The sequence below is a fragment of the Prescottella sp. GW823-FHT02E09 genome, assembly GCF_058797375.1.
Map to the genome: position 1 here is coordinate 1 of NZ_JBXAJP010000008.1, position 17,003 is coordinate 17,003.

Sequence of the window (17,003 nt, forward strand, 5' to 3'; positions counted from 1 at the left end):
AGCCGGTGCACCGCGTACACGCCGGCGATGCCCGCGCCCACCACCACGGCATCGTACGAGACGGCGGGGGAAGCCGATGTCGTAGCCACCTGATCATTCATTTTGAGCCCTCTCATTGGACCGATAGAACAATTAAATTGATAGCGGAGCCACTGGCTTGATCCACCAGGAAAGCGGTGATCCTTCTGTCCGCAGCCAAATGGCGCCGCCGTGCGGACAACATCGACCGTAACCGTGCAGATCAAATTGATTCAGTAGCGCATCCCGGTCAGCGGGCGCTTTCAATCCACCTCGGAATCCCCCCCATATACGGACTTCCGAACTTCAGGATCGCCCGTGACGAAATGCATCCGCAGAGCCGAGACCACCTTCGCGTGGCGCAATCACGGATGCCGAACGGGCGAGCTGCCGCAGTTGTGGCATCATCTCGATATCGACAGCACACGGTGGACCGAACCCAATCCGCAATCGTCGATGTCAATTTCGCGCGGATACACAATGCTCCCGTCCAGCAGGACACCCTGGTCTTGCTCGGAACAGGAGCTTCATCTGATCTGCAACAACTACGCCATCCACCAAGACCCCGAGGTCAAGGGGCAGGCGGACCGTCCACGAATCCACATGCGCCACACCCCGACCTCGGTGTCGTGGCTCAACCTCGTCGAGGTCTGGTTCGGGATCATTGAACGCCAGACCGTCGGCCGAGGCACCTTCACTCAGCCCGCGACCTGTCCGGCAAGATCGGCCAGTTCAGGACCGGCTGAAACCGACGTGCCGAACCGTCCGCCTGGACGAAAATACCCGTCGAAATCATCCCCGAGGCAACCCGTAAGCGGCCTTCGAACACGCGACTCAGTACCCGGAATCACAGGGCTGATCCGGCCAATCAACCCAGATTTCGGACAGTCCCGATTTCAACCGAAACATAATTCAGGATATCCTCGAATCGGAATGGTATTCGATACTCTTCAGATACTGGACTACCTGTATCCTCCCCAATGTTCAACCCTTCCAAGTAGGTCATTCTCCACGGAGCCGTCTGATCGATGGAGCCCTTTCCTACCAGATTCCCGTCACAACTGAGGGTGACGCCGGCTCCGCTACCTCTGGTGGAACTCTCGATATGCACATCCACGGCGAGCACGTGCTTTCCGGGTGACATCGTCGACGTTGATCTAACCGAAGTCCTTAGCCGACCAAGGAGGTTGTAGTGGTACACCAGATACCCTTCGAGAAGATAGAGTGCATGACCACCGAAGCGCCCGCCCTGCGAAAAGATCATTCCGCTTGTGCTCGAATCGGAGATCATTACCTCAGCCGAGATCACGAACGACTGGTTGGTGACATCCGGCGCACAGCCCGGAGGAATTCTCGTTACTCCAGGATAGTAGACGAACTTCGAACGGCCCACCGTCGGATTCGGCTTCGGAGGCCCCGGCCGGTTGCTCTTTCCAGCTACAATCGGGAGAACTTGGTTGCGTTCAGCCTCGGACCAGAACATGGCCTTCAGCGAATGAAGTTTTTCCGGAAAGGTCTCAGCGAGGTCGACCGACTGGCTGTAGTCACGCTCAATATGATAAAGTTCCCAGCCCACCGAATCGATGTCCGGTACATCCGTCGAGAATTCCCAGGGCAACTCTGACGGAGTTGTTGCCGCGATCCATCCATCGTGATATATCGCAATATTCCCCATCATCTCAAAGTACTGTGTAGTTCGCCGCGATTGCGCACCGGGATCGTCGAAAGAATAGGCCATTGACACGCCGGACATCGGATCTTGCTCAATCCCATCCACGAACTTCGGCGGCTCAATCCCAGCCACCTCGAGAATGGTCGGGGCTACATCGACGACATGGTGGAACTGGCCTCGAATTCCGCCGAATTCAGAAACTCTACGAGGGTACGAGACGACCATCCCGTTCCGCGTACCCCCAAAATGGGACGCGATCATTTTGAACCATTTGAACGGGGTGTCAGTTGCGTGCGCCCACCCGGCCGGGAAATGGTTGTAGTGCATCGGACCGCCGAGTTCATCCAAGTGCTCGAGTAGCGTTTCCACGTCGTCCGACATCCGGTTCACGTAGGCCATCTCATTCAGCGTTCCGTTCGCGCCACCCTCCGGGCTCGCTCCGTTGTCGCCTTGGATGTAGAAGATGAGCGTGTTGTCGAGTTCTCCGATACTTCTCAGTTCATCGACTACTCGACCAATGTGGTGGTCCGCGTGTGCGAGAGAGGCTGCGTATACCTCCATCATTCGACTCGAAACCGATCTCTGTTCGGCCGTAAGAGAATCCCAGGCCTCTATTTCGTCCGGGCGTTCGGTGAGCCTCGTCTCCGACGGGACGACCCCAGAGTCCGTTTGCCGTTCCAGCGTCTCGGCTCTTACGACATCCCATCCCTGATCGAAATTCCCTTTAAATTTCGCTATCCACTCATCCGGAGCGTGATGCGGGGCATGGCATGCCGCGGTGGCGTACTGCAGATAGAACGGCTTGTCCGGCGACGCGGACTTCTGATTTCTGATCCACCCGATTGCCCGATCTGCGAGATCCTTCTCGATGTGATAATCGGGGCAATCGGTCGGCGGTTCCTTTGGCTGGGTGCCTTCGTAGAGCGAAGGGGACCAGTTGTTGGTGCTACCGCCGAGGAATCCGTAGAAGTACTCGAATCCCATCCCCGTCGGCCAGTGATCGAACGGCCCCGTCGGTCCGGTTTCGTAGTCCGGAACATTGTGATACTTGCCCACATGAGCTGTTGAATAGCTATTATCACGCAGTATTCTTGCTGTGGTTGCGGCGCTTTCAGGGATGACGCTGTTGTAGCCGTCGTAGGCGACGGACAGCTCCGTAACACGCCCTGCTCCGACCTCGTGGTGGTTGCGGCCAGTCATAAGAGCCGCCCGTGTTGGCGAGCACATAGCCGTGGTGTGGAACTGCGTGTATCGCAGTCCGTTTTGCGCTAGGAGATCGAGGGTGGGTGTGGGAATGGGACCGCCGAAGGTGCTACTTGCGCCGTACCCCACGTCGTCGGTGATGATGACGAGGACATTCGGCGCATTGATTGGCGCTGGTTTGCGCATCGGCCACTCGGGCGCGTCCACCGCAGACGGGGTACGGCCGTAAGGCCGCCGAGCGGCAGGCCTGTTGTTTGAACTCATTCGCTGGCTCCAGTATTTCGTGCTTCGTAGGGTGATCCGTACTGTCCGTCGAGTGGGTGCGCACGCACGTGCTGTGGTCTCGACCTGAGCTGAGGTCGAGACGGGTTGCATCACTATCGCGGCACCGCCATCCGAATCACCGATGCGTGTCTCGCTGGCCGAGACGCGCCCAGAAATCGATTCCGGGGGCGAACTCCGACTGGCCCGAGGCTTGACGAAGTTCCGCTGAACGGGCCAGTCCGGCGCCGTCGTGAGCGCTGCGCGCCGTACCCCGGCGCCCATCTCCTGCAAGTCGAGTGAATGTAGCGCCTACTGAGACAACGCCCAGCTCATGAAACCATCACGATGATGCCGTGAGGCGTTTGACCTTCATGGCTGTCGAACGCCGGCCGAACAACCACCAGTAGTACGTTTCTCCAGGTAGTGGTTGCCCCTGTCGGTACGGAGATGAAGTCATGCCTGAAGAGGTTCTCAACAAGATTCAGACGTTGGTTCCGGATGTGGCGTCCGCAGCACTGGCGACCGAGCGTAGACGAGCTATCGACGGCGAGATCGTGCATGCGCTGATTCAAACTGGTTTGTTTCGGATGATGCTGCCCAAGAGATTCGGGGGGTTCGAGTCGACTCCGATGTCACATTTTGCCGCCATCCGTGCGCTTGCCGCAGGATGCACGTCAACCTCCTGGACCGCGTCGACGATGAGTGTCAATACCTGGCAAGTCTCCCTCTTCGACGACGAAGCTCAGGAAGAGGTGTGGGGCCAGAACTCCGACGCCCTGGTGTCATCCTCTTACCAGATCAGTGGACAGTTGCGACCCAGCCAGGGCGGATTCCGGCTTACGGGGACATGGCGCAATCTATCGGGATGCGAGCAGAGCTCGTGGATATTCGTCGGCGCCCTCGTCCTCAACGCACACGGAGATCCTGTCGAGCATGCGCTGGCCTTGGTACCACGGACTCAGGCAGTGACTTCACTTGGTACCGATTGCATCGGCCTACGTGCCGCCGCCAACACCGATATCACTATCGATGATGCTCTGGTTCCTGCGCATCGGATCTATGGAGCACGCAAGCGCGCCCTCCTGGACAACCGAAAGTACCTGCGCTCACTACCGGTTCTCTACCGTCACTCGATCGTCCAGTTATTCAGTGCGGCAATGACTTCGCCGCTGATCGGAGCAGCCGAGGGCGCCTATGCCGGCATTCTCGCTCAGCTCGACACCGCTCCCCGACTGAGCACAGCGAGCGGCCGATTGTTTGAGGATGAATCAGTACATGCTGCAATAGGTCGGTCTGCATCTGAGATAGATTCCGCGGTTCTTCAGATGAATCGAAATCTCGAAGAGCTGCACGCCTTGGCGACAAGCGCAGAGGCGATTCCTGTCGAGTTGCGGTTACGAGCGCGTCGCGATCAGGTCCTCGCTACGGAGCTCGCGACGAGGGCTGTCAGCCGGATTCTGAAGGCGGGAGGCCGCGCTTGCCTAGCGCCCGACAATCCGGTGCAACGTGCTTGGCGTGACATACATGTCGGCGCATCTCACCGCGTCAACGATGTTGAACACCCGCTGGCGCTCTTCGGCCGGGCGGCCCTTGGACTCGGCATCGACGACGACATGATATTTCTCTAGTTGAGCGCCTTCAGGGTGCACCAGAAAAAGGCGAAATCGTGTCACACTCGACACTGGCGAGGGCGCGTTGGTCCTGCGCATTGCTCCCGACACAGAACACTCGACGCTGGACGACGATCGCCAGTCCATTGGATGTCGATACATCAGCCCTTCTCGTATCCCCATGTCCCACCTAGCGACCATTGCATCCGGTACACCGTCGGTCGACTCCCAACCACTGAGACGGCGTCCGCCACACGATGATCCAGATACGTACCATGTTCTCACTCAGTGCGACCCACCGCGCGGAGCTAGTGCCGCACCCCCAGGATTCCGGATGATCAATACCCAGCGAGACCTCTTCCCCCGTCATCTGGCGTCGCAGCACCGCGAGTCGATGATCGAGCGCATGACACTGATCATCGCCGCGTTCGAGGACCCCGCTACTCCCCTCGTGGGCGCGGAGATCGCGTCTCGAACGGGCCTGCCGAAGTCAACTGTGCATCGGATTGTCGATGAGCTGATTCGGCTCGGATGGTTACGGCGGGTCCGACAGGGCTATGCGCTCGGTTCGTGGAGTGCATCAACACGCGGGGTCCGGGGCCAACTCGAGCTCCGAGCCGCGGCGGCTCCACTGCTCAACGTCCTCCATGCCGAAACCGGATCGGTTGCTCACCTCGCTGTCTTCGATTCCCGTGAAATCACGATTATCGACCGCATCGGAGGAAACGACGACACGAGGGCGGTTCCCACACAGATCGGCAGCCAGGTACCTGCACACGCGACCGCGCTCGGTAAGTCGATACTCGCTCGGTTCACAGCGGAGGAGATTGATCAGCTGTTCGAAGAGCGCCTTGACAAACGGACTCCTAGAACGATCACTTCGAGGAACGACCTGCATTTCGAACTCCATCGAATCCGAACGCGTAATGGTCTTGCCTTCGGCAACGAGGAAGCGCTCATGGGTGTTCACTGCGCAGCGGCCGCGATTCAATGTCCGGACGGGGGTTGGGCAGCATTGGCCGTCTCAGGTCGCTCGACCCTCTCTCAGATACAGCGCGTCGGCCCGCTCGTCGTCGAGGCTGCCCGGCGCACTGGCATGCGCCTCCTCGGGCGGGCAACTACGGATCAACCGACGACGGCCGCACTCAATTCTCGCGCCACCGACACGATCATGATCAGGCTGCTCAATACGATGAAAGGCAGTGACTGGATATAGGCGCACATTGAGGTCGGTGCGCAGACGCGGACGTCGAACGCTGCGCATGCATCTGGTTCATTTTCGGCGAAACCCCGGCGCTGGAATCGGCGACCGAGCACCTGACCACTCCGTCGTCGAACGCGCGGGGGGCTGGTAGTCGGCGGACCATCTGCCACCCTGGAGGCACGACTTCCGCCTCGCCCCGCGTCACCATCACGTACTGCACGCAATGCAACTGGCTGCTCCGGGCCGGATGGATGGCACAGGAATTGCTGAACACGTTCGGCACCGAACTGGGCGAGGTGGCAATGATTCCCGGTACCGGCGGGATCTTCCAGGTCGCCGCCGGCGACACACTGGTGTGGGACCGCAAGCGCGACAGCGGGTTTCCCGACATCGTGACACTCAAGAAGCTGGTGCGTGACGCGGTCGTGCCGGACCGGGATCTCGGGCACGCGGATCGCAAGCACAACGACTGAGTTCGGGGTCTTGACGTACCGACCAGGTCGAGACCCGTGCAATCGATTCGGACACTGCCGACGGCATCGCCGCTGTCGTAGCCGGGCTACGAGAGGTCCATGCCGGCGGACGCACCAGGACCGCGCAGTGGCGGATCGAACAGCTGCGCGGGATCGAGCGCATGCTCGACGAACGCGAGGACGAGATCACCCGCGCCCTCGAGGAGGATCTGGGCCGCGACACCTTCGAGTCCTGGATGACCGACATCCTCGACACCAAGCTCGAGGCCGTGTACGCACGCAGACGGGTGCGCCGGTGGATGCGCATCAGGCCGAGGCGACTGCCACTGCACCAGATGCCCGCACTGGGCTGGGTGCAGTACGAGCCGCTCGGGGTGGTGCTGATCATCGGGGCCTGGAACGTGCCGCTGACGGTCACGCTGGGACCGCTGATCGCCGCCGTGTCGGCGGGGAACTGTGCCGTGATCAAGCCTTCGGAGCTGGTACCCGCGTCGTCGCGCCTGCTTGCCCGGCTGCTGCCCGAGTACGTCGACGCGGAGGCCGTCGCCGTGGTCGAGGGCTACGAGCGCGCCACCCAGACCCTGCTCGCGCAGGGCCTCGATCACGTGGTCTTCACCGGCGGCACCGAGATCGGCCGGAAGATCCTGGCGGGGGCCGCACCGCACTTGACGCCGGCGACCCTCGAGCTGGGCGGAAAGAGTCCCTCGATCGTGATGCGGGACGCGAACCTCGCCGTCACCGCCCGTCGCATCGCCTGGACGAAGGTGTTCAACTCCGGCCAGTCCTGCATCGCGGCGGACTACGTGCTGGTCGAGAGGGCCGCCCGGGACGAGCTGGTGCACAACATCGTGCGCAGTCTCGAGGAGTTCCGGTCGGGACCACCCGGGCAGGGCGTGCGGATCGTCGACGAGCGTCAGTTCGACCGGCTGGCCGGCTACCTCGCGAGCACCGAGGCCACGGTTGTGCTCGGCGGCGGCTCCGATCGAGCCGCGCTGTCGATCGAGCCCACCGTACTGGTGGACCCGAACCCGGACGAACCGGCCATGCGGGAGGAGATCTTCGGGCCGATCCTGCCCGTGCTCACCGTCGACTCACTGGACGAGGCGATCGCCTTCGTCAACACACGACCGAAACCCCTTGCCTCCTACGTCTTCACGAAGTCCACCCGGGCCAGCCGCCGGGTGCTGTCCGAGATCAGCTCGGGCGGAGCGGTGGTCAATCACCTCATCTACCAGCGCGTGGCGCCCCAGCTCCCGTTCGGTGGTGTCGGATCCAGTGGCATGGGGCGGTACCACGGCAAGTGGGGGTTCGACGAACTCAGCCACCGAAAGGCCGTGCTGGTCAAGCCGTTCAAGCCCGATCTCCGGATCGCCTATCCGCCCTACACCGACCGCGCCGCCAAGCTGATTCGCAGGCTGTACCGGCCCTGAGAAAACCGTCCCCGCTGCCGAATTGACCTCCCGCCCGCGCGATTGCGCGGGCGGGAGGTCAGCTTGGGCGCGGGAGCCGTCCGGCTCAGACCAGACCGGGGATGAGCGCCTTGCGGTCGCTCGGGTACTCGACGAACTTGTCCCGGTACCACTTGTGGGTAGCGATCGCGCGCGGGATGAGATTGCCGGCGGTGATGAGGAAGATGACGACGCCCGCGAGCGACCACGTCAACAGGGCGAACCCGGCCCACGCGATCAGCTCGCCGAGATACGCGGGGCTGGAGACGAATCGGAAGCCGCCACCCTCCGGGATGCGGTACTCCGTCCCGCCGGGGTTCTTCTTGTCCCGGAGGTTGCGGACGATCGACTCGGAGTTCACCAGCAGTGCGAACCCGCACAGGTAGACGACCAGGCCGATCAGGAACCGGGGGTCGGTGAGCCAGGCGGTGTCGTACTGGCGCATGTAGTCGTGACTGAAGAACGCGCCGTTGAGGTAGCCGTGCATCGAGGTCACGATGACGCCCATCGCGATGACCGAGATGTTGAAGGTGCTGCGCTTGCCCGGCACCTGCCGGATCGACAGCGGGAAGAACCAGCCGCGGTTCGCGTAGTGCAGCAGCCAGACCGCGGCCAACACCAGCGAGGTGGGCTCGAACCGGTTGGGTCCGGTCAGGTAGAAGACCGCGAAGACGATGGTTGCGGGGATCTCCATCAGCCACCACCCCAGCTTCGGGTTCAGGTTGAAACCCAGGTTGGTGGACGAGAATCGGCCGTACGAACTCTGTGCGAAGAACCCGCCGACGATCACGAAAGCCGCGAAGGCGAACGCGCAGGTCAGGACGGTGTCGTAGACGGTGTTTCCGGTGTACCAGTGCATAGGATTCCTTCGGTGAGCGTGGCCGGCACAGCACGCGTCACTCGGCCACACCCACCACGAACCAGCAGCAAACTGGAACATGTTCTACCATGCCGGGCAATTGCCGGTCGACACCTTTCTGGACATGAGTCCATATATGTCGAACTTGACCGAGACAGAAGGTCCGGCGACTACGCGGCCGATGCCGCACCCAGTTCGATCGCCAGCACCCCGGCGATGATGAGCGCGATACCGAGACCCATTCGGGGCGTGAGCGGGTCACGGAAGATGACCCGGCCCAGAATCGCAGTCAACGCGACGCCGCACGCCACCCAGATCCCGTACACGACACCGACCGCCATGCCTCGATCCAGAACGACGGCGATGAGACCGAAGGCGGCGACGTAGGCGACCGCGGTCGGGAACAGCCACCATCGGCGCCGGCCACCGTCGGAAGCCTTGAGGCACAACGTTCCCGCAACCTCGACGACGATCGCCGCAACGAGCAGGATCCAGGTCACTGCACCGGCTCCCGCAGTTCCGCGTCACCGGCGGCACGAGCCTCCTCGGCCGCCTGCGCACCCAGTTCGACGACCAGAACCCCCGCGATGACGAGAGCGATCCCGAACCCCATCAGGACGGTCAGCGCATCCCCGAAGATCACCGCAGCAGCCACCGCCGTGATCGTGATTCCGCAGGCACCCCAGATTCCGTACGCGACCCCGACCGCCATGTGCCGCAGAACCACGGACAGGAACCCGAACGACGCGACGTAACCCGCCACCACCAGCACGTACCACGCGGGATGGTCGGTGGCCGCCCGTAGCGACAACGTCGCAACGACCTCGCAGACGATCGCACCCACCAGCAGCCACCACTTCATTGCGACAAAGTACATCGAACCGCGGCCCCGGCGGAACGCATCCCGCACGCCACGGAACCCGATACAACGCATTGCGTAACCGATTGCGCATCTTGTGTTGACTTTGCGTATTCAAGGACGCATGCTGTTACGCAACGAGCTGTGAGCTGCATTACACGGCCCGGCTGAACGACAGCGAAAGGACTTGTGACCAGTGATGGTTCAGATGGAAGACGTTCGAACCAGGTACGGGCTGCCGTCGACCGACGAGATGCTCGCCCGGCTCGACGCGGGCGAGACGCTTCCGGCGCCCTTCTACTACGCACCCGAGATCCATCGACTCGAACAGGAGAAGATCTTCGCGAAGTCCTGGCAGTACGCCTGCCACGAATCCGCGGTTGCCAAGCCCGGGGACTACGCGGTCACCCGAGCAGGCTCGGTGCCGATCATCGTCACGCACGGCAAGGACGGCCAACTTCGCGGATTCGTGAACGTGTGCCGGCACCGACTGCACGCGATCGCGGAGGAGAACGGCAACAAGCCGCTCCTGCAGTGCCCGTACCACGGATGGACCTACGGTCTCGACGGTCAACTCAAGACGGCGCCCCGCTCGCAACGCGAACCGAACTTCGATTGCTCGACCATCTCGCTCGAGCCCGTCTCCGTCGAGCGCTGGGACCAGTGGGTGTTCGTCAACCCCGACCCCGCTGCGGCCCCACTGTCCTCGGTGACCGCAGGAATCCAGGAACGAGCCGCAGAGATCAACACCGACCTGCGCGAGTACGAGTTCCAGGTGCGCTACGAGTACGACATGGAGTGCAACTGGAAGCTCTGGGCGGAGAACGCCGTCGAGTGCTACCACTGCCCGACGCTGCACAACACCAGCTTCGGCAAGACGTACCACACCAACCCCGACGACTACGCGATCGATTCGGACGCGAACACGATCTGGCACCAGGGTCCGATCAAGTGGCTTCCGTCGAGCGTCGACCCCACCGGGCTGAAGGGCTTCCGGTTCGCATTCACCTTCCCCTCGTCGTTCTTCGCGCTCGACGACTACGTCGGATTCGTGGGCAGCGTCCAACCGGTTTCGCCCGAGAAGTGCTGGGCCTTCGTGGACATGTACGCCAAGCCCGGAGCCGACCCGGTGGTGGTGAAGGAGTGGCTCGACATGTGGGACCGCACATTGATCGAAGACAAGCGCGCCACCGACATCCAGCAGATCGGCTACAACTCCGGCCGAGTGCCCGCCGGACGCCTCCTGCTCGACAGCGAGAGCCCGCTGCAGAGCTTCATGCGTACCGCGGTGACCGCACTGTCGTCCTGATCAGACATTCGAAGGACTCGAGATGGCCACTATCAAGGTTGACCTGAACAAGTGCCAGGGGTACGCGAACTGTGTGGTGACGGCCCCCGACGCGTTCGATCTCGGAGACGACGGCAAGGTCGTGCTCCTCACCCGGGACGTCCCCACCGAGGCGCTCGCCGAGGTCGAGGAAGGCGTGCGGTCGTGTCCGGCCGCGGCGCTGCGGTTGGAGATGCGAGTCGAATGACGAGCATCGTGATCGTCGGCGCATCCCTCGCCGGCGTACGAACAGCAGAAGGATTGCGCAACAAGGGATTCGATGGCGCAATCACCATTGTCGGCGACGAAGCCGACCTCCCCTACGACCGTCCCCCACTGTCGAAGTCGGCGCTGACGAAGGGCGAGTCCGCCGAGACCCTGGCGTTCCACCCCCACTCCTGGTACGCCGACAACGGGATCGATCTGCGCCTCGGCGAGCGCGCGCTACACCTCGACCCGCAGCACGGATCGCTCCGGACGACACGGGGCGAGATCGAGTTCGACGACCTCGTGATCGCGACCGGCGCCCGGCCCCGGAACCCGTTCCCGCACGCTCCCGACGGGGTCTTCACCCTGCGCACGCTCACCGACTCCCACCTCCTGCGGGAGCGACTGCGGTCCTCACGACACCTGGTCGTGATCGGCGGCGGGTTCATCGGACTCGAGGTGGCGGCATCGGCGCGCGCGTCCGGCGTCGACGTCACTGTTGTCGAGGTCGCCGAGATCCCCCTCTCCCGGAATCTCGGCGCCGCGGTCGCGCCGATTCTCGGCGATCTCGCCCGAGAGCACGGGGTCCGCCTCATCTGCGGTCGGTCCGTCGCGACCCTCGAAGGAACCGACCGGATCGAACGTGTCGTCCTCGACGACGGCCACGAGCTCGACTGCGATCTCGTCGTCGTCGGCGTCGGCGCGATGCCGAACGTCGAGTGGCTGGACGGGTCCGGTCTCGATACCTCGGCGGCCGGCGTGCACTGCGATGCCACCGGGCGCGCGGGCCACCGAGTGTGGGCCGCCGGCGACGCCGCGTGCTGGGCGGACGCGGCCGGCGTTCTGCACCGCCATGAACACTGGACATCCGCGACGGAGCAGGCCAGGATCGTGGCTCACAACCTCATCGAGGACGAGAAGCGGACCCTCGATTCCGCCGGCTACGTGTGGTCGGACCAGTTCGGGCGTCGAATCGACATCGTCGGCGACACCACAGGTGACGCCACCGTGCGATTCCTTTCCCGGACGACCGACGACCTCGCCGCCCTCTACTCGCGCGACAACCGACTCGTCGGTGCCTGCATCGTCAGCCAGCCCCGCCTGATGATCAAGTGCCGCAAATGGATTGCAGACCAGACCGCAATCGGGAGCATTCCCGAATGGCAGGACGCCACCACCTAGGACCCGGGCGCGGCGTTCGCCCCCTGACCCCGACTGACACGGCAACAGCAACTCTGGAGGGAAGTCCAGTGAGTTCAGCTGATTCACCACGGCCACCACAGCGCGGCCATGCATCTGCCCATGCGGCAGCCCACAGCGAGTCCATGGTCCGCACGCTCACCTGGCGTGACGGCATGGTCTTCGCACTGAACATGCCGATCGGCCTGTTCCTCACGCTCGGCTACACCGTCGGCGCCATCGGCGGGTGGACCGCCATCGCGATCTGGGGAGTCGCCTGCACGCTGGCGTTCCTCCAGAGCCACCTCTTCGCCGAGATGGCCGCCATGTTCCCCGACAAATCGGGAGGCATCTCCGTCTACGCCTACGAGGGCTGGAAGCGCCATTTCGCTCCCCTCGGCGCCATCGCCGCGTTCGGGTACTGGATGGGCTGGTCCCTGTCCCTATCCGTCGAGGGCGTCGTCCTCGGCACGCTCATCGAACAGGCGTTCTTCCCCGACAACGACATCGCCGTCCGGCTACCGATCGGCCACGAGCTCGGCCTGCCCTACCTGATCGCGATCGGCTCGATCGTCGCCGCATGGGCCCTCAACTACTTCGGGGTCAAGATCGCCGCCGGCGTCGCGCGGGTCACCGGAGCCCTCCTCGTCATCGGACTGGTGGTCCTCGTCGCCGGCCCGTTCATGTCCAGCGGCGTCGACTTCGACATGAGCCGAATCACGTGGAGCGGCAGCAGTTCCCCGCTGGACTGGAAGATCGTAGTCGTCTGGTTCTACATCACCGCGTGGACGACCTACGGCACAGAGGTGTGCGCCAGCTTCGCCGCCGAGTACAAGGACCCGGTCAAGGACACGTCGCGGGCGCTGCGCGCCTCGGCGGCGATGATCCTGGGCATCTATCTCGTCGTTCCCTACGTAGTGGTCGGGGCACTCGGCGAGGAGACCATCGGGGCCAACCCGGTGAACTACATCGGTCTCGCGTTCGACAAGATCCTCGGTAGCTATTCGTGGCTCGGGCAGCTGCCCATCATGGCGGCGTTCATCATCGCCATGATGACCGCCACCGCCGACGGCGGCCGGTCGCTCTACGGGATCTCCCGCTCCGGCGGGACGATCCGGCAGCTCGGCGTCCTCAACCGCTACGGTGTCCCCGGTCGCGCGCTCACCACGGACATGATGATCAACATCGTGGTACTGATCGTGCTCGGCGAACCGATCGCGATCCTGCTCGCGAGCAACCTCGGATACCTCACGGCGGTCACGCTCGCGGTCGGTGCGTTCGTGCTGCTGCGCCGGGATCGTCCCGACCTACCCCGACCCATCCGCCTGGCCCGGCCGTGGATTCCCATCGCATGTGTCCTCTTCGCGATCAATGCGTTCGCGATCGCGGTCGGCATTCTCAACCCTGGCCTGACGGGCTACGGCGGACTGAGCGAAACCATCACCGGTATAGGCATTCTCATGATCGCCTGCGTGCTCTGGTACTACCGGCAGCGCGTCCAGGACAAGACCGCCATCGAATGGCGCGTCCACGACGACCCTCCAGACCCCACCGATCCGTCTCCGGATCGCTCCCCAGGAGCACCCGCGGAGGCGACAGCCCCCACCGATCGCACCGAACTATCCACCGAGACCAGGAGCTGACATGAAGGCAGTCCGCGTACACGAATACGACCAGCAGCCGACACTCGACGACGTGCCCACTCCCACACTGCAGGGCCCGCACGACGTGATCGTCAGGGTCGAGGGCGCCGGCGTGTGCAGGACCGACCTGCACATCATCGAAGGCCAGTGGCAGAACAAGAGCGGAGTCCGACTCCCCTACACGATCGGGCACGAGAACGCCGGCACCGTCACCGAGATCGGCTCCGCGGTCACGAACGTCGCGGTCGGCGACAAGGTCATCCTCCACCCGCTGGCCACCTGCGGCCTGTGTCACGCCTGCCGGAGCGGCGACGACGTGCACTGCACCGCCTCCGACTTCCCCGGCATCGACACCGAGGGCGGGATGGCCGAGTACCTGCGGACGTCCGCGCGCAGTGTGGTCAAGCTCGACCCGTCGCTCGCACCCGCCGACGTCGCGGCGCTGGCCGATGCCGGGCTGACCGCGTACCACGCGGCCCGCAAGGCCGCCGAGATCCTGCGCCCCGGCCAGACCGTCGCCGTCATCGGCGCCGGCGGCCTCGGTCACATCGGCATCCAGGTGCTGAAGGCCCTGACCGCGGCCCGGATCGTCGTCGTCGATCAGTCGCCCGCGGCACTCCAGCTGGCCCGGGACATCGGGGCCGACGTCACCGTGGTCGCGGACGGCACCGAGGCCGAGCGCGTTCTCGAACTGACCGACGGCGCGGGCGCCGAGGCGGTGCTCGACTTCGTCGGCGAGGGCACCGCCATCGCCGCCGGCGTGGCGATGCTCCGCCGTGCCGGCTCGTACTACGTCATCGGCTACGGCGGCAACCTCGACATCCCCACGATCGACGTGATCAGCACCGAGATCAATTTCGTCGGAAACCTGGTCGGCACCTACAACGACCTGGTGGAACTCATGGCGCTCGCCGCCGAGGGCCGAGTGCACCTGCACACCGTGAAGTATCCGTTCTCGGACTTCGCCAAGGCGCTCGACGACCTGCACCACGGGCGGGTACGCGGACGTGCTGTCCTCGTTCCCGACGAAGACTTCGCGCCGAACGCGTGAGGGTTGCGGAACATGCCGATGCGAGTCGCCGACCATGACGATTGCGTAGCACATAGACTGATCCGGTGCGCAAGATGACGATCACGGGGAATGCGGAGTCCATGGGAGGATCCGAGATCTCGGTCGAGGGCCTCGACGACGTCGATCGCGGCATCCTGCGTCTGCTGCAAGGCGACGGCCGCATGCCCTACCGTCAGATCGCACGCGAGCTCGGTGTCTCGGAAGGCACCGTGCGGATCAGGACCGGCCGGATGCAGGAGTCCGGCGTGCTCAACATCGTCGCCATCGCCGACCCGTTCCGGCTCGGTTACCGCGTCCTCGCCTTCCTTCTCGTCCGTGTCGAACCCGGTCACCACGATCACGTCGTCGCCGAGTTCACCGCCTGGGAGGAAGCGACCTACGTGTCCACGTGCATCGGGCACGCGGATGTGTACGTGCAGTTGGTCTGTCGCGACAACGATCACCTGAACGATCTGCTGCACAAGCGGATTCCGGAGATCGGCGGCGTGCGCGAGTTCGAGACCTTCATGGAACTGAAGATGCACAAGGTCTCGTACGAGTACTTGCCGTCCTGACGATCGGCCGTTCCACACCCCTCACCGCTCCACGACGGTAAAGCCGACGTTCCTCGCCGAACCTCGGCTCCGTTCGCCATACCTTCACACCGGTCCGCATCGTCGTGCGCACCGGACTTCGACCGAACCATCAGAACGAGGTAGTACCCCGATGATCTTCATCGTCGTCAAGTTCAAGGTCCTTCCCGAACATCAGGAGACCTGGCTCTCCGTCACGAAGGACTTCACCGAGGCCACCCGTGCCGAGCCGGGCAACCTCTGGTACGAGTGGTCGCGCAGCGTCGACGACCCGTCCGAGTACGTGCTCGTGGAGGCGTTCCGCGACGCCGAGGCCGGTGCCGCGCACGTCGCCGCCGACCACTTCGCCCGCGGCCTCGAGTCCATGCGGCCGGCGCTGAGCGAAACCCCCCGAATCATCAACACCGAGGTTCCCGGCACCGAATGGTCACGAATGGGAGAGCTGGAGATCGCGTAATGACCACCACCACAGCAGAATTGGAGCAGGGAATGACAGGTCGCGTTGCAGGTAAGGTTGCCTTCGTCACGGGCGCCGCCCGCGGACAGGGCCGCAGCCACGCGGTTCGACTCGCGCAGGAAGGTGCGGACATCATCGCCGTCGACGTCTGCGGCGAGGTGGGGCGGACGTCGGACTTCTACGCTCCGGCGACCGACGAGGATCTCGACGAGACGGTGCGCCTGGTCGAGAAGGAGGGTCGCCGAATCGTGGCCTACAAGGCCGACGTCCGTGACTACGACGCCCTCGAGGCCGGCCTCGCCGCGGCAGTGGCCGAGTTGGGCCGGCTCGACATCGTCGCCGCCAATGCCGGCATCTTCCAGTTCGGCGACGACGTCCAGGACATCCGTGTCAGCGACTGGGCCGACGTCATCGACGTCAACGTCACCGGCGTCTTCAACACCTGTAAAGCCGCTGTGCCGCACCTGATCCGGGGCGGTCGCGGCGGTACGGTCGTCATCACCTCGTCGGATGCCGGCACGAAGGGCTTCGCCCGGTTCGGGCACTACGTGACCTCGAAGCACGGCGTCATCGGTCTCATGAAATCGCTGACGATGGAACTCGCACCCCACTCGATCCGGGTAAACGTCGTGTCCCCCACCAACTGCAACACCGACATGATCCAGAACGACGCGGTGTGGCGGCTGTTCCGGCCGGACCGCGAGAATCCCACGGCCGAGGAGTTCGCCGAGGCCTCGTCGACGCTGCTGGCACTGCCCGCCCCGTGGGTGGAACCCGTGGACGTCTCGAACGCCGTCCTCTTCCTCGCATCGGACGAGGCACGTTTCGTCACCGGCGTGAACCTGCCGGTGGACGGCGGATCCGCAGCGATCTGACGCCGGTGTGTGGGCGCATCGCCGGACGACGGTGGTGCGCCCACACCCGGACACGGGTTCG

The 17,003-nt window shown here is 63.7% G+C and carries 16 protein-coding genes; 12 read left to right on the top strand and 4 right to left on the bottom strand.

The window, feature by feature from the left end:
• Positions 1 to 886: 886 nt before the first annotated feature.
• The gene (locus AC1RIF_RS20175; protein ID WP_492603152.1) at positions 887 to 3,100 is read right to left on the bottom strand and encodes an arylsulfatase; all 2,214 of its coding nucleotides are present in this window, start codon (positions 3,098 to 3,100) and stop codon (positions 887 to 889) included.
• Between the two features lie 512 nt (positions 3,101 to 3,612).
• Between AC1RIF_RS20175 and AC1RIF_RS20180 the strand changes: the two genes are divergently transcribed.
• The 4 genes from AC1RIF_RS20180 to AC1RIF_RS20195 all read left to right on the top strand — a co-directional run bounded on the left by AC1RIF_RS20180 (position 3,613) and on the right by AC1RIF_RS20195 (position 7,874).
• Positions 3,613 to 4,785 (top strand): acyl-CoA dehydrogenase family protein, encoded by a 1,173-nt coding sequence (locus tag AC1RIF_RS20180; RefSeq protein ID WP_492603153.1) that lies wholly within the window; start codon positions 3,613 to 3,615, stop codon positions 4,783 to 4,785.
• Positions 4,786 to 5,101: 316 nt separating this feature from the next.
• Positions 5,102 to 5,983 (top strand): IclR family transcriptional regulator, encoded by an 882-nt coding sequence (locus AC1RIF_RS20185; RefSeq protein WP_492603154.1) that lies wholly within the window; start codon positions 5,102 to 5,104, stop codon positions 5,981 to 5,983.
• Positions 5,984 to 6,132: 149 nt separating this feature from the next.
• Positions 6,133 to 6,444: an Rdx family protein gene (locus AC1RIF_RS20190; RefSeq protein ID WP_492603339.1), complete on the top strand. Its 312-nt coding sequence runs from the start codon at positions 6,133 to 6,135 to the stop codon at positions 6,442 to 6,444.
• A gap of 41 nt (positions 6,445 to 6,485) precedes the next feature.
• Positions 6,486 to 7,874: an aldehyde dehydrogenase family protein gene (locus tag AC1RIF_RS20195; RefSeq protein WP_492603340.1), complete on the top strand. Its 1,389-nt coding sequence runs from the start codon at positions 6,486 to 6,488 to the stop codon at positions 7,872 to 7,874.
• Between the two features lie 85 nt (positions 7,875 to 7,959).
• Here AC1RIF_RS20195 and AC1RIF_RS20200 read toward each other — a convergent pair whose 3' ends face one another.
• The 3 genes from AC1RIF_RS20200 to AC1RIF_RS20210 all read right to left on the bottom strand — a co-directional run bounded on the left by AC1RIF_RS20200 (position 7,960) and on the right by AC1RIF_RS20210 (position 9,613).
• Positions 7,960 to 8,751 carry a phosphatidylethanolamine N-methyltransferase family domain-containing protein gene (locus AC1RIF_RS20200; protein ID WP_492603155.1) on the bottom strand — a complete coding sequence of 264 codons (792 nt, stop codon included), beginning with the start codon at positions 8,749 to 8,751 and terminating at the stop codon, positions 7,960 to 7,962.
• Between the two features lie 170 nt (positions 8,752 to 8,921).
• Entirely contained in the window at positions 8,922 to 9,251 is a 330-nt protein-coding gene (locus AC1RIF_RS20205; protein WP_492603156.1) for a DMT family transporter, read from the bottom strand.
• Positions 9,248 to 9,613, bottom strand: a complete 366-nt coding sequence (locus tag AC1RIF_RS20210) for a DMT family transporter (protein ID WP_492603157.1) — start codon at positions 9,611 to 9,613, stop codon at positions 9,248 to 9,250. The genes AC1RIF_RS20205 and AC1RIF_RS20210 overlap by 4 nt, the downstream gene beginning before the upstream one ends.
• A 205-nt stretch (positions 9,614 to 9,818) precedes the next feature.
• On the opposite strand from AC1RIF_RS20210, the gene AC1RIF_RS20215 reads away from it, so the two are divergent.
• The 8 genes from AC1RIF_RS20215 to AC1RIF_RS20250 all read left to right on the top strand — a co-directional run bounded on the left by AC1RIF_RS20215 (position 9,819) and on the right by AC1RIF_RS20250 (position 16,942).
• Entirely contained in the window at positions 9,819 to 10,919 is a 1,101-nt protein-coding gene (locus AC1RIF_RS20215) for an aromatic ring-hydroxylating oxygenase subunit alpha (RefSeq protein WP_492603158.1), read from the top strand.
• A 22-nt stretch (positions 10,920 to 10,941) separates the two neighbouring features.
• On the top strand, positions 10,942 to 11,145 hold the full coding sequence (locus AC1RIF_RS20220) for a ferredoxin (RefSeq protein ID WP_492603159.1): 204 nt from the start codon (positions 10,942 to 10,944) through the stop codon (positions 11,143 to 11,145).
• Positions 11,142 to 12,326, top strand: coding sequence for an NAD(P)/FAD-dependent oxidoreductase (locus AC1RIF_RS20225; RefSeq protein ID WP_492603160.1), 1,185 nt, complete (start codon positions 11,142 to 11,144; stop codon positions 12,324 to 12,326). Before AC1RIF_RS20220 ends, AC1RIF_RS20225 begins: the two co-directional genes overlap by 4 nt.
• A gap of 143 nt (positions 12,327 to 12,469) precedes the next feature.
• A complete protein-coding gene (locus tag AC1RIF_RS20230; RefSeq protein ID WP_492603161.1) occupies positions 12,470 to 13,966 on the top strand; it encodes an APC family permease in 1,497 nt (498 codons plus the stop codon).
• A 1-nt stretch (position 13,967) separates the two neighbouring features.
• The gene (locus tag AC1RIF_RS20235; protein WP_492603162.1) at positions 13,968 to 15,017 is read left to right on the top strand and encodes an NAD(P)-dependent alcohol dehydrogenase; all 1,050 of its coding nucleotides are present in this window, start codon (positions 13,968 to 13,970) and stop codon (positions 15,015 to 15,017) included.
• A gap of 74 nt (positions 15,018 to 15,091) precedes the next feature.
• Positions 15,092 to 15,592: an Lrp/AsnC family transcriptional regulator gene (locus AC1RIF_RS20240; RefSeq protein ID WP_492603341.1), complete on the top strand. Its 501-nt coding sequence runs from the start codon at positions 15,092 to 15,094 to the stop codon at positions 15,590 to 15,592.
• Positions 15,593 to 15,743: 151 nt separating this feature from the next.
• Positions 15,744 to 16,067, top strand: coding sequence for a putative quinol monooxygenase (locus AC1RIF_RS20245; protein WP_492603163.1), 324 nt, complete (start codon positions 15,744 to 15,746; stop codon positions 16,065 to 16,067).
• Between the two features lie 32 nt (positions 16,068 to 16,099).
• A complete protein-coding gene (locus AC1RIF_RS20250) occupies positions 16,100 to 16,942 on the top strand; it encodes a mycofactocin-coupled SDR family oxidoreductase (RefSeq protein ID WP_492603342.1) in 843 nt (280 codons plus the stop codon).
• Positions 16,943 to 17,003: the final 61 nt, after the last annotated feature.